16 protein-coding genes are annotated in these 13,100 nt (G+C 34.5%); 4 read left to right on the top strand and 12 right to left on the bottom strand.

Annotated features, from left to right (window positions below):
- Positions 1–22: 22 nt before the first annotated feature.
- Positions 23–1,015 (bottom strand): YpdA family putative bacillithiol disulfide reductase, encoded by a 993-nt coding sequence (locus GHD00_RS08235; RefSeq protein ID WP_163537673.1) that lies wholly within the window; start codon positions 1,013–1,015, stop codon positions 23–25.
- 217 nt (positions 1,016–1,232) lie between these two features.
- Between GHD00_RS08235 and GHD00_RS08240 the strand changes: the two genes are divergently transcribed.
- The 3 genes from GHD00_RS08240 to GHD00_RS08250 are packed head-to-tail and all read left to right on the top strand — an operon-like array spanning position 1,233 to position 2,305.
- Positions 1,233–1,451 carry a spore coat associated protein CotJA gene (locus tag GHD00_RS08240; RefSeq protein WP_163537674.1) on the top strand — a complete coding sequence of 73 codons (219 nt, stop codon included), beginning with the start codon at positions 1,233–1,235 and terminating at the stop codon, positions 1,449–1,451.
- The gene (locus GHD00_RS08245; protein ID WP_163537675.1) at positions 1,451–1,720 is read left to right on the top strand and encodes a spore coat protein CotJB; all 270 of its coding nucleotides are present in this window, start codon (positions 1,451–1,453) and stop codon (positions 1,718–1,720) included. Before GHD00_RS08240 ends, GHD00_RS08245 begins: the two co-directional genes overlap by 1 nt.
- Positions 1,721–1,735: 15 nt before the next feature.
- The gene (locus GHD00_RS08250; RefSeq protein ID WP_163537676.1) at positions 1,736–2,305 is read left to right on the top strand and encodes a manganese catalase family protein; all 570 of its coding nucleotides are present in this window, start codon (positions 1,736–1,738) and stop codon (positions 2,303–2,305) included.
- Positions 2,306–2,327: 22 nt separating this feature from the next.
- Here the strand turns inward: GHD00_RS08250 and GHD00_RS08255 are convergent, their stop codons facing one another.
- From GHD00_RS08255 to GHD00_RS08270, 4 genes are read right to left on the bottom strand one after another with little or no spacing between them, the layout of a single operon-like run.
- Complete coding sequence (locus GHD00_RS08255; RefSeq protein WP_163537677.1) at positions 2,328–2,837, bottom strand: LysM peptidoglycan-binding domain-containing protein; 510 nt, start codon at positions 2,835–2,837, stop codon at positions 2,328–2,330.
- Positions 2,809–3,411: a CPBP family intramembrane glutamic endopeptidase gene (locus GHD00_RS08260; RefSeq protein WP_163537678.1), complete on the bottom strand. Its 603-nt coding sequence runs from the start codon at positions 3,409–3,411 to the stop codon at positions 2,809–2,811. The genes GHD00_RS08255 and GHD00_RS08260 overlap by 29 nt, the downstream gene beginning before the upstream one ends.
- A 1-nt stretch (position 3,412) precedes the next feature.
- Positions 3,413–4,936: a RecQ family ATP-dependent DNA helicase gene (locus GHD00_RS08265; RefSeq protein WP_163537679.1), complete on the bottom strand. Its 1,524-nt coding sequence runs from the start codon at positions 4,934–4,936 to the stop codon at positions 3,413–3,415.
- A gap of 20 nt (positions 4,937–4,956) precedes the next feature.
- A complete protein-coding gene (locus tag GHD00_RS08270) occupies positions 4,957–5,994 on the bottom strand; it encodes a YpbB family protein (protein WP_163537680.1) in 1,038 nt (345 codons plus the stop codon).
- Between the two features lie 141 nt (positions 5,995–6,135).
- Here GHD00_RS08270 and GHD00_RS08275 point away from each other — a divergent pair, with 141 nt between their 5' ends.
- On the top strand, positions 6,136–6,360 hold the full coding sequence (locus tag GHD00_RS08275) for a ferredoxin (protein WP_163537681.1): 225 nt from the start codon (positions 6,136–6,138) through the stop codon (positions 6,358–6,360).
- A 132-nt stretch (positions 6,361–6,492) separates the two neighbouring features.
- Here the strand turns inward: GHD00_RS08275 and GHD00_RS08280 are convergent, their stop codons facing one another.
- The 7 genes from GHD00_RS08280 to resB all read right to left on the bottom strand — a co-directional run bounded on the left by GHD00_RS08280 (position 6,493) and on the right by resB (position 13,100).
- The gene (locus GHD00_RS08280; protein WP_163537682.1) at positions 6,493–7,680 is read right to left on the bottom strand and encodes a hypothetical protein; all 1,188 of its coding nucleotides are present in this window, start codon (positions 7,678–7,680) and stop codon (positions 6,493–6,495) included.
- Positions 7,655–8,212 (bottom strand): RNA polymerase sigma factor SigX, encoded by a 558-nt coding sequence (locus tag GHD00_RS08285; protein WP_163537683.1) that lies wholly within the window; start codon positions 8,210–8,212, stop codon positions 7,655–7,657. The genes GHD00_RS08280 and GHD00_RS08285 overlap by 26 nt, the downstream gene beginning before the upstream one ends.
- 343 nt (positions 8,213–8,555) lie before the next feature.
- Positions 8,556–9,080: an ECF transporter S component gene (locus GHD00_RS08290; protein WP_163537684.1), complete on the bottom strand. Its 525-nt coding sequence runs from the start codon at positions 9,078–9,080 to the stop codon at positions 8,556–8,558.
- A 2-nt stretch (positions 9,081–9,082) separates the two neighbouring features.
- The gene (locus tag GHD00_RS08295; protein ID WP_205600732.1) at positions 9,083–9,469 is read right to left on the bottom strand and encodes a DUF4430 domain-containing protein; all 387 of its coding nucleotides are present in this window, start codon (positions 9,467–9,469) and stop codon (positions 9,083–9,085) included.
- Between the two features lie 16 nt (positions 9,470–9,485).
- A complete protein-coding gene (locus GHD00_RS08300) occupies positions 9,486–10,208 on the bottom strand; it encodes a response regulator transcription factor (protein ID WP_163537685.1) in 723 nt (240 codons plus the stop codon).
- A gap of 45 nt (positions 10,209–10,253) precedes the next feature.
- Positions 10,254–11,444, bottom strand: coding sequence for a c-type cytochrome biogenesis protein CcsB (ccsB, locus tag GHD00_RS08305; RefSeq protein ID WP_163537686.1), 1,191 nt, complete (start codon positions 11,442–11,444; stop codon positions 10,254–10,256).
- A gap of 30 nt (positions 11,445–11,474) precedes the next feature.
- Positions 11,475–13,100, bottom strand: coding sequence for a cytochrome c biogenesis protein ResB (gene resB, locus GHD00_RS08310; RefSeq protein ID WP_163537687.1), 1,626 nt, complete (start codon positions 13,098–13,100; stop codon positions 11,475–11,477).

The raw sequence follows: 13,100 nt of genomic DNA on the forward strand, positions 1-13,100 counted from the left end.
TCAGTGATAGCCTTTTTGTCGTTTATATTGCAACAGATTCTTTTTCTTTTATCGAGTCCGCGATATAACGTCCATGAAACCTTCCATTTTCTATAAATATTTCATTATTATCATAACCAGCTGCGATAACACCAGCAATATAAATATTAGAAACGTTTGTTTCCATTGAGTCTTTATCAAAGTGAGGCCTACCCGTTTCTTTATCGATCGTAACACCCATTTTCTTTAAAAATGATTGATTCGGTTGATATCCAGTCATGGCAAAAACATAGTCATTCGAAATGGAATGCTCTGTTTGTTCAACCTCATAGATAACTTCTGTTTCGGTAATCTCTTTTACTTCAGCATTAAATATCATATTGATTTTTCGATGACGAACTAACGACTCAAATTCTGGCAAAATCCATGGTTTTACACTAGATGAATAATCGCTCCCTCTATAAAGAACGGTTACACGAGCACCTGCTCTTTCCAATTCTAATGTTGCATCTACAGCTGAATTTTTACCACCTATAACGACAACATCTCTATTATAGAAAGGGTGTGCTTCTTTAAAATAATGAAAGACTTTATCTAATTCTTCTCCATTTATTCCCATCATATTTGGCTGACCGTAATAGCCAGTCGCTACTATCACATAATCAGCTTGATAACTTTTCTTTATTTGACGTTGATTGATGGTTTCCATGACAAAATGGTTTGTTTCTTTATGAACATCTACCACTTCCTCATAGCTGTTAATTCTTAAATCCTTCTTTTTAGCCACAGTACGATAGTAAGACAATGCTTGATTTCTGACTGGTTTTGGTTTTTCTGTTACAAAAGCTACGTCTCCAATCTCTAATTTATCACTTGAGCTGAAAAAAGTTTGATGAGTCGGGTATTGATAAATCGAATGTACAATATTTCCTTTCTCTATAATAAGTGGATCAATTCCAATATTTTGTAATTGAATGGCAGCAGACATTCCACAGGGGCCCGCACCAATTATAATCGCTTTTTCCTGTTGAACCATTTATGACACTCCTTGCTAAAATTGAAAATAAGGTATATTTAGCTTTCACACATGCTTTGTTCCTAACCATGTACATATTAACATTTTTCTAGTCAAAATGTGAAAAACTTGCTCAATCTTACTAGTATTACCAACTGAACAAAAAAGTGACATAGGACAACTTATCACGCCATAAAATGCACTGATGCTAATTTTGGATGAAAGGAGTTAAAATGATATGACCTATACACCGTTTAAAACATACTATCCTTATGTAAGTCCGTTTGATCCTTGTCCACCAATTTATAAGAAGACCTATTCCACTCCACCAAATTTATATATACCATTTCAAGGCTATCAATCCGAGCAATTCACTTCACCAAAAGAAGCCCTGTATAAAGGAACTTTATGGGTATGTCTATATGACCCTTATCCTCACCGAAGGGATGATGCGTAATGGATAAGCAAAAGCAGTTACCTGAATCATATTACCAACTGCTTGAACAGATTCAAGCAATCGATTTTGTGTTGGTGGATCTTACGCTTTATTTAGATACACATCCTGATGACATGCAGGCAATCGAACAATTTAATCAAGCTGCCTATCAAAGCAAGCAATTAAAAAAACAATTTGAACATCATTTTGGGCCACTTGATCAGTTTGGTAAAAGCTATTCCAGCTACCCATTCGATTGGAAAGATGCACCATGGCCATGGCAAGTCTAAGGAGGGGAAAACTTTATGTGGTATTATGAAAAAAAGTTACAGTATCCTGTAAAGGTCAGTACGTGTAATCCTAGGTTAGCAAAATATTTGATTGAACAGTATGGCGGAGCCGACGGTGAATTATCAGCGGCTCTGAGGTATTTAAATCAACGCTATACGATACCTGACAAAGTAGTAGGACTATTAAATGATATTGGAACAGAAGAGTTTGCACATTTAGAGATGATTGCTACTATGATTTATAAATTAACCAAAGACGCTACCCCGCAACAACTAGAAGAAGCTGGATTAGGACCTCATTTTGTTAATCATGATCATGCTCTATTCTATCATAATGCTGCTGGTTCTCCATGGACTGCAACATATATCCAAGCCAAAGGAGATCCTATTGCTGATTTATATGAAGACATTGCAGCAGAAGAAAAAGCAAGAGCAACTTATCAATGGATTATTGATTTATCAGACGATCCTTATTTAAACGATTCCCTTCGATTCCTTCGGGAGCGAGAGATTGTTCATTCCCAGCGCTTCCATGAAGCAGTGGAAATATTAAAAGATGAGAGAGAGCAGAAAAAAGTTTTTTAAAGGGAAGCCCTCAAATGAAGAATCACTCTATTGTATCCATAAAGGTCTCATTCATTTGTTTTTGATCTTCAGGTATAATAAGTTCCATTCCAACAACTAATGTACGATTTTCTAATTGATTTGCCTCCACAATCCAGTTCGCTTTTGTAGGATCACTATAATATTGTTCTGCAATTGAAAACAACGTATCCTCCTTTTTCACTGTATGATATAGAGTAGACATAGATTGTTGTCCAACTGTTACGTTTGAAGATTGTTTGATCCTAACTTGCTGACCAATTGTTTCTTGTTCTGCACTTGTAATACCAACTGAGTTTAAGTATTCCTTACCCCATATTTTAAATGTCATTATTAAAACCGTCATCAATATAAATAGAAATAAAAGTATGCGAATAAAAGGAAAAGAAATTTTCCTTTTATTCTTTTTTCTTTGATGAACAGCACTTCTAGGAGGTAACTTACCTTTATTTATTTGTGTATCAGACGTGGATACGAAATCTTGATCAAGAGGTAATACTTGTTTTTCTTTCATTCCATATCCTCCCTGTTCTAATTAACATAGCTAATGTTGCATTATTAAAAAAATGTACAAAAATGACGACGAATAAATTGTTTGTCCATTCAAATAGTATACCTAACCCAAAACTTATTACTAAAATCGATAAAAATAACCATAATTTTCTTAAATATCTAAAATGAATAAGAGCAAAAACAATGCTTGCTAAAAATATGCCAAAAGTCGATTGGATGATTCCACGAAATAATACTTCCTCTATTATAGCTACAAATAAACATAAAAAAACAATTTCTAAATAAGAACCTTCAGAAAACAGTTTATGATTAATCCCTCCATCATCCCAGTAACGTCTAGGGAAATAATACATAAACAGTAAATCTAAAATTACAATAAGGACCACCGAAGAACCACCATATAGAAAGATGGTTCTCCAATCCCATTGAAAAAAAACATAGAGATCAGAAAATGAGTTTAAAAAAAGAAAACCCAAAATACATGAAATAACCAGTAAAATAAATTGTGAGATCCAGACTTGTTGCTTTAATTGCTGACTTGTAAACAGATCAATAATTGATGTATTATCTTTCATATCATTCACCTTGTAATAATAAGTGAGCCAATTTATCTTTCCAATTCCACTTTTGTTCTTTTCTTAAACGTTTTTCCAATGCTACTTCTGCCCAATCAAAGTCACAATGATCACAGCACATATGAATGGGTGTTCGTACATTAGGTTGAAAATACTTATACAACTCTTTTCGTCTACATCCACTTGTCTGTACCCATTGCAACATTTCTTGTATTTTTCTCTTTTTAAGTACCGTTCTTTGATATATAACGGTTTCCAGTCTTTTCAAAACATCTTCTTGTTCAAACATAGAAGTTTGGCAGATATGTTGTTGAATAAGGCCTATTTTTTCTAATTGAAATTGTAGAAAACGCCATTTCGTCTCTGCGTTATCTGATACTTGCAGGAAAAAGGTTTCTAATTCTTTTACATCCATGATACTTTGTGTAAATAAATAATTTAACACATATCTAATTAACGAGAAGTCTGGCAATTCTGAATCAATTAATCTTCTTGGTATGACAATGTCAGAATCTTGATAATAAAGCACACTGATACATGGTTGACCGTCTCTTCCTGCGCGTCCCACTTCCTGTATAAAGGATTCAATTTGTGTAGGCATATGGTAATGGATCACTAGTCGAACATCTGATTTATCAATTCCCATTCCAAAAGCACTTGTGCAGCAAATCACATCTAATTGATTAGCCATAAATTGCTGTTGAATAAGCAGCCTGTCATCAGTATCCAGGTCACCGTGATAATAGGCTATCCGAAGGGATGAGAGTTTTTGTTGTAATTCGTAGCAAACACTTTCAGCTTCTTTCTTGCTTGAGAAATATATCATTGTTGGTACTGGATATTGTTGTAGTAATTCACTTATACCACTTGTTTTTTCAGCAATATGAACTACTTTGTTTACAACAAAACTTATATTAGGTTTATCCATTGCGTGAATATGAGTAGATACTTCTTTTAACTCAAGTGTGTCCATGATGTCTTTTTGTACCTCTCTTGTTGCTGTTGCTGTTAGAGCTAGAACTGGTGGCTGTTGTAATTTCTCATAAACTTCTTTTAAACGTAAATAGTCCGGCCTAAATTCATGGCCCCATTGTGATATACAGTGAGCTTCATCTACTACGAATAAGGAAATATTTGCTTGAGACAACTTTTCTATTAATAATTGATTTTGTAACATTTCGGGAGATACATAAATTAAATCGTATGAGTTTAAACGTTTCAGCACGGTTTTCTTTGTATGTATCGAAAGCATACTATTAATGGCTATCACATTCTTCATTCCCAATGCTTTCATCTTTTTCACTTGATCTACCATTAAAGAAAGGAGTGGAGAAACGACAATGACCGTTCCTTTTTGTATCATAGCAGGTAATTGATAACAAATAGATTTGCCAGAACCTGTTGGCAACACGGCAAAAACATTCTTTTGATTTAAAACACTTTGAATGATTTCTTTTTGTCCATCTCTAAAAGATGTATACCCAAAATATTGTTGTAATGCGGCTTCTAGATTTTTGGTAGCCATTATATATATTTCCTTTCTTACTATTGATACTTTAAAGCTAAAGCCAATTTAATCTGAAAATAGCTAATTTCCTCAGGTAAGGATTGTTTTATCTCTTTTAATTTATTTGTTTGCAGATTGGAGGTTGTGTTGATAATACTTTGCCTTGTCATTTCAGAAACAAAAACAGACCAATCCACCTCTCTATCAACATATGCTATTTCTACGATATGATCTTGAATAGTATTTACCCTTAATTGACGCATCACAGCAATTTGATTGATGGTATAGCCTTTTTTTAATAGCAAGAATGTATTCTTAGCTGATGCCGTTAACCTCGTCGCTTTTTCTCTTTGAGGCATTAACAACTTTAGTACCCGGTAATTCGCTCCCTTTTTTAATTGCATATATATAAAATAAACAATATTCATAAACACACAATAGGTGTCATGTTTAGATAAATGATATTGTTGTGCTAATTGCTCATACGTAGACCCTATTTTTTGAACAGATGTTAATCTATCCAAAAACATATGGATATGTGAGGTTGAAAAGTTGTCCAGTAACATTAATAGTTCCTTATATAATTGGTTTAATAGAGTTGCCGGTTCATCTGGAATGTTTCGCCATATATTTTTAACATGCTTCTGTATTTCCTGTTCGTCTATGATAGGAATAAAAGAACGTTGATCGGCGGCTATGTGTGTACAAGTCTGAATAAAAAGAATAAGGGAATTGGCAAAAATAAGTACTTCCTTACTATGATCCATTCCCTGAAAATGGTACTGTAAAAAGTCTTTTTGATGGTGTGCTAGAATTTCGTTTCCCTCACTTGTAACTAGTACATATCCATTTTTATTAAAATCTATGTAATCTAACTGATCTAATTTATCTACTTCTATTTGAAAATCACTGCGTTTTAACGCAGGATAAATGCCAAAATACTCCGTTAATTGGTAAGCAAAACTGTCCTGAATCGTTTGTGTTGACTTTTTTCCTGTCAGTAAATGATATATGTTATAGACGGTTCTTTCTCCATTTAATTTAGAAATACAATTTAATAGTATGAAAGTAAACATATAATCTTCCTTTCCTATCACACCATTTATTTTAACAAGAATAAAGTAAAATAGATACTTATTTTCTTTATATTCAGTTGTAGTGTTTCGCATTGATTTGATAAAATATATATAAAACCATTTATAGAAAGAGGCGTTTTGATGCCATTATATACATGGATTGATCAAGAGACATGCATTGCATGTGGAGTTTGCGGTGCTACAAGCCCCAATGTATATGATTATGATGAAGAAGGAATAGCATACTCCAAAGTAGATAACAACAATGGTACAAAACCAATAGCTAAAAGGGATGAAGAGGATGTTTTAGATGCAACAGACAACTGTCCTACAGAATCTGTAAAAATATCTAAATGCCCACGTTAAATGAGCGAACACTTGCAGTATCACGGGTGTTCGCTCTTTATTTATCATTAATGCAGGCAGCTTTCCAAAGGGCAGTTACTTTAATAAAAAAATTTCAATGCACAATAGCTATACCCTGCGACATAAAGAAGCTTAATGTAATATGATTGGGTTCATTTGTTTTGGGATCTCTACAGGCGTAGAAAGGTCGTATTTCCCTGCCTGTTGTATACCTATTTCAAAATCTACTTGTTCGTAACCAAAGCTTTTTGCAGACATTAAAATTGCTTCTACCATATTAATGGTTTGCTGATTATCTTGAATACTAGATGAGTCAATGTGTATATTTACCATCTCCCCTTCTCTTTCTACATTTAAATCAGCATCTAAAGGAATGGTTGCTTGAATAGTGGATACCTCCTCATGTGTTTTCATTTCTGTTAATGCATCTTCCAAGCTGTTCAGGTTTTCAGAAGATATAGGCACCAACCAAGTAGGTGAATCAACTTGATATTGATATATTTTATAAGCGACATTCTGCATTAGTTGAACATCTAATTCCATATTACCATTATTATCGGATAATGCTTCCACAAACGGATGGGGGCCGCTTAACGTGATCTGTTCTATACCATACGGCGCAAACATTAAGGATATTATTTTTTGATACATTGGAGCTGTCAATTGATTATCCGTACCATAATTTTGGTTATCCATATGAATATTCACATGAGATTCAGCTAAACGAATATCAAAATCCAACAACCTTATCTGAGGATCTTGCAATCCATTTTCATCGATATCGATAAATCTTCTTAAATCTTGAAAGAAATAATCAAATTCGCCTCCGCCACTTGGATCCATGATTGTTATGGGGATAAAGTATGGTGCGTTATTAATTTTCCATGCAGTATAAACTTCAAAAAGCTCAGGATGACCCTCATCTTCTAAATGATAAGTTTCTGATCTTATTTCATCATCTTGATCTAAAGTAGAGAATTCTGCTTGCTCTTCTTCTGCTGTATCATCTGCTTGCCTTTCACTTTCCTGAATGGCCATATTATGATTAGCATCATTACTATTTTCAGATCTTGTTTCATCTGAAGCCATATCATTCGTTTGAAAGTCGATACTTCTTACAATTAGAAAAATAAGCACTATAGAACAAGCGGTCGCAGCTGCTGGTATCCAGAGTTTCCATTTCTTCCTTTTAGTTGTTTGATGATGCAACTCTTCTTGAACACGTTGATAAACATGATGTTTAGATCGTTTATCTTCTATTTTAGGTAATTTCTGTAACATATCTTCTACTGACTTATTCTTTTTGGGATCTCTCGGCATCGTTTCCATCCTCCTTCCGTGTGGAAACATCCATACACTTTTGCAACTCTTTAATGGCACGATGTTGGGTTGTTTTAACTTTACTTGTCGTCCAATTTAAAACCTCTGCCGTTTCTTTAATATTAAAGCCTTGCAAATATCGCAATATCACAACCTGTTTTTGATTGGGGGTACAGTTATCCAGACAATGGTACACTTGTTGCATTTGATCATCTAACACAGCGACCTCTTCTGGGATTGGTTGATTTGCTTTTAATTTTTCCCCTTCATCCTCCCAGTTAAAAAACTCTAAAAAACGATTGCGTTTCCTTTTCACCTTTCGAAAGTGATCAAACGTTACATGTCTTGCTATGGAAAACAGCCACGTTTTTTCTGTACTGTCCCCTTTAAAGAATTCGTAGGATTTCAGCACCCGAATATAGACATCTTGTAAAAGATCTTCTGTTTGCTCTTTATTTTTTACCATATAAAAAATAAAATGATATAAATCCTGATGATATTTGTCGTATAAATGATCAAAAGTGGTCTTCACTTCAAGACCCCCTTCAGTATTATTTGTCGTATAAAGTAAATAAAAGTTTCACCTTATGTATCATAAAGAGAAACTTCCATCAGCAGGAGTTTTCTTCATGGTTAGCGTTACTTATCAGGGTGCTAGCGTCCGTTATCCCCACTTATCCTCTTTTCATTATTCTAAGTCTTGAAGGGGCTTACGGACGATTGTTCACCGTGATAAAAATACCACAGTATGTATAACTGTGGTATTTTTATCAAGTGTTACTTTCATCAGTGGTTTTCTTTATCCCCACTGATGGTTAGCTATACTTATCAGGGTGCTATCGCCCGTTATCCCCCATCGATTCTTTTTCATTACTCTAAGTCTTGAAGGGGGGGACGGACGATTGTTCGTCGTGATAAAAGAGTGAAAAGATGTAAGTACACGTCGGGTAAAGAATGATCATAAAAAGGACATTACCTATGGCATGAAAGGTGTCGAATGGTAATCCAGCCATATAATAAGGAAGAAAAGCGCCGGAAAAACTGAAGGTTCCGACTGTTAATAATAAACCATATAAGTAGGCACTAATAAAGCCGAAAATTATCGACATCGCAAACCGAATTTTTTCGTGCTTTATTTTGCCTATCCATCCAGATAAAACACCTATTAACCCCCATGCCAAAGTTTGCCATATTGTCCAGAATCCTAACCCCAATACTAAATTGCTTACAAAAGTCGTTACAACAGCTAATAATACGGCATATATCGGACCTAAATAACCGCCACAAATGATTAGCAGACTAGTAACAGGCTGAACATTTGGAATCCATTGAAAAGCGATCCGACCAACTACTGCTAATGCAGCCATAAGAGATATAATCGTTAATTTTCGCGTTTGCATTATTAATTAACCGTTTGTAGTTCAAATATTACATGGTCATCATCTTCTAATTGATACTCATTTGCTCCCACATTGGGCATTTCATTATTTACTTCATACATCCAGTATAAGTTTTCCTCTGGATTCTGCTCATACCCCTCTATACTGGTTATAAATCCGTCATTTGTAACTTCCACATCATATTGATTCTTTAAGACATCCAAAAGAATGGAATTTTTCTCCACTTGTAACTCTTCATTCACTAATAACTCTTCTTCACTATTAATTGCAATTTCCATCAGAATAGAAATTGGGTTATCATTTTCAGTTTGAGGTGAATCTTGTGTACAAGCAGTACTAAATAAAAGTAAAAGAAATCCTAAAGTAACAGACTGAAAAGCTTTTTTCATTGGTTACCTCCATCTATTATTCGTGATTTACTTCAAACTTATAGCCAACTCCCCAAACAGTGACAATCATTTTTGCAGCATTTGAGGACACTTTGCTTAATTTTTCTCTCAATCTCTTTACATGTGTATCAACTGTACGTAAGTCACCAAAGAATTCATACTTCCATACTTCTTTTAATAAAGCTTCTCTTTCAAAAACTTTATCAGGCGATTTAGCGAGGAATAATAATAATTCATATTCCTTCGGTGTTAATCCTACTTCTTTATTATCTGCCAAAACACGGTGTGCATCATTATCAATTATTAAATGAGGAAATTCCAAAATATCTTTCGGTTTACTAGTTGAATTCATCACTTGACTAGAATTGGCCCTTCTTAACAATGCTTTTACTCTTAAAACAACTTCACGTGGACTAAATGGCTTGACAATGTAGTCATCCGTACCTGCTTCAAAACCATGAATTCTGCTTACCTCTTCTCCTTTAGCTGTAAGCATAATGATAGGTGTTGATTTTTTGGTACGTATTTCCTTACATACCTCCATACCATCTTTCCCAGGCATCATTAAATCTAATATAATCAGTTCATATTCATTTAATAGCGCTTGTTGTAAACCTAATTCCCCATCTGATGCTTCATCAACCTCAAAACCTTCCCTTTCTAAATACATGCGTAATAAACGTCGTATACGATCTTCATCATCAACTACTAGGATTTTCATTGCTTCATGATCTTGCATGTGCATTACCTCCATCAATTATCGTATCCAAATAAGTCCTGTAGATTATGCATAGGAATGTAAGCCAGCTAAAACTAGGTTTACAACGATAAGGTTGAACATAATAATAGCAAAACCTACTACTGCTAACCACGCTGATTTTTCACCATGCCAGCCTCTGGAAAGTCTTAAATGAAGAAAAATAGCATAAAAGAAAAATGTAATTAATGCCCAAACTTCTTTCGGATCCCATCCCCAATATCGATTCCATGCTTCTTGCGCCCAAATAGAAGCAAAAATCAGTCCACCTAAGGAGAATACAGGAAATCCAATAGCAACAGATCGATAACATACTTCATCCAACAATTCTGGATTCGCTTTATTCACAAATGGTTGAATGGAAGCAGCAACCCGTTTACGAAGGATAAGTCTAACAATCCAATAAAAAATCAATCCGACAAGCAACGACCAAACAAGTGTATTCCACTTTCTAGGCGCTTCTGCACCATGCATCCACGTTGGTGTATCAAAAAGTGCACCCATTCTGTTTTCCGTGACTTGCTCTCCACCTGCCGGTCCAAATATTGGAGGTAAATGATACTCTAAATTTATCACTTCATCATTCGGCTGGTGCTCAAAAGTTACGGAATAATCCAAGGCCGAAAATAGCGTAGTTACTACAATAAAAGCTAAAGTGGCAAACAATGAATACATAATAAACTCCAGCCATCTTGTTTTTGCAGAACTTTTCGATTGATCTACTTGACGTATTAAATAAATAATACCTGCAACAAAGCTTACAGCAAGTATAGCTTCTCCTAATGCGACCGTCGTGACATGTATATAAAGCCAGTGACTTTTTAAAGATGGTACTAAAGGTGAAAGTTCACTAGGGTACATACTTGCATACGCAATCACTAACAACGCAATGGGTAAAGCAAACAAACCTAGTAATTCAATACGATAAATTGCATATAATATAATAAATGCCAAAACCAGCATCATACCGAAAAATGTAACAAACTCAAACATATTACTTACCGGAATATGTCCACTTGCTATCCATCTCGTAACAAAATACCCAAGTTGTGAAATAAATCCTATTATCGTTGTTGATAAGGCCAATACATGCAGTTTAGTAAATTGCTTTTCTCTTTTCTTATCTTTTATCGTTGCAGCAAATAAAACAGTTGCTATTAAATATATGATAAATGAAGCATATAAAAAACTAGAGCTCCAATCTGTTAAGCTAGTCATTATGAACCTCCTATCGCCTCCAACTGAGAATTACTCATGTTGTTTTTCTTCTTGATCTTGAGGCATTGTAAAGTTGGTATGCTTGATTATTTTTTCGATTTCTTTATTTAGACCAAACCAATTTTTATTTGTATGACCAGCCATCCATAATTTATTATCAGTTGGATGCAGCCAAATCCGCCTGTGCTGCCAATACATCCCTTGGATAAGACCAATCATGAAAATAAATGCACCTACTCCGAGGATAGGTAACGTTAAGTCTTTCCGGATTTTTAACCCACTTACATCTCTTACATCAAAGCCTGTTAACCCTAACTTATAATCATTTTCTTGTGTAGGATCAATATTATGTCCAATGGCTAAAAAACTAATCTCTGGTTGTTCAGTTTCTGGCGGATAGACAAAAAATACAAATCCTGGATTTCTAGGATAATTTGTTTTGGACCTTGGCTCACCGTCATCCAGTTCATAATCTGGATAATACTGATCTAGTTTAATACGAAAACCATTATCAAATGTATATTCTCTAGAAGGGTTGGTTAAATCCACTGTGAATTGTACAATTGATTCTTCAGCATCATCGCCTGATTCATGTAATTTAAAAGACATACTTTGAAATTCATTTAATTGATAACTATCTTGATATAATGCTAACCGATTTATTTTAAGCGGTTGATTCACAATAATATTACCACTCTTCACTTCTTCTAATTCAGGTTCTGAACCAGTTATATCATCTGATATATCACGATAAATAGTGGCACTAGTTTCAAAGTGTTTAGCAATTGGAGCATTTTGTTGTGCTAGAATTTCAGCGAATTTTTGGTCTTCTTCGTCATCACCATATGTTTCAAAAATAAATTCTTCGTTTTCTATGTAGTAGGTTTGCTCTGTACTTGGTATGACCTTTGTTTCCCCTTCACGAACCCAAACAAAATCATCAATATACATAAAAGGTACAAAACGTAATAAAGTTCCGATTAGAAAGATAATTAAACCACAATGGTTCACATATGGTCCCCAACGCGAAAACCTTCCTTTTTCTGCAAGAAAATGCCCATCTTTTTCTATTATCTTATATCTATATTTACGTAAATTACTTAAAAGTTGTTTTTTGTCTTCCTTTGTATAATCTGCATAACTTGCAAACAATTTTTGCCGTTTTAAAAAGTTAGGATGCCTTTTTGGATTTTGATATTTTAATGCTTTATATAGTGGAACTCCTCTGTCAATACTAACGATGAATATAGACATCCCTATAAGTGCTATTAACACCATATACCACCAGGAACCATATAACTGATGAAAACCGAACTGATAGTAAATTTGCCCCATCAACCCATACTGCTCGCGATAATGAGCTTCTGGTGATACGGTTTGTGGTATATACATCTCTTGCGGATAGATAGTACCAATCGCTGATGCAACTAATGCTATCGCAATCAATGTTACACCGACCTTAACAGAGGAAAAGAAGTTCCATATTTTATCAATAATGGAACGATTCCTTGTTTTAGAGCGAATGGATGTCCCATCATATCTCATATTTAACAATTGACTATTCTCTGCTTGATCATGAGGCTTCCCACACTTTTTACAAATGGTTGTCCCTTCTTTATTTTCATATCCACACGCATCACATTTAAATGATCTCAT

The organism is Gracilibacillus sp. YIM 98692, assembly GCF_010993965.1.
GTDB lineage: Bacteria > Bacillota > Bacilli > Bacillales > Amphibacillaceae > Gracilibacillus.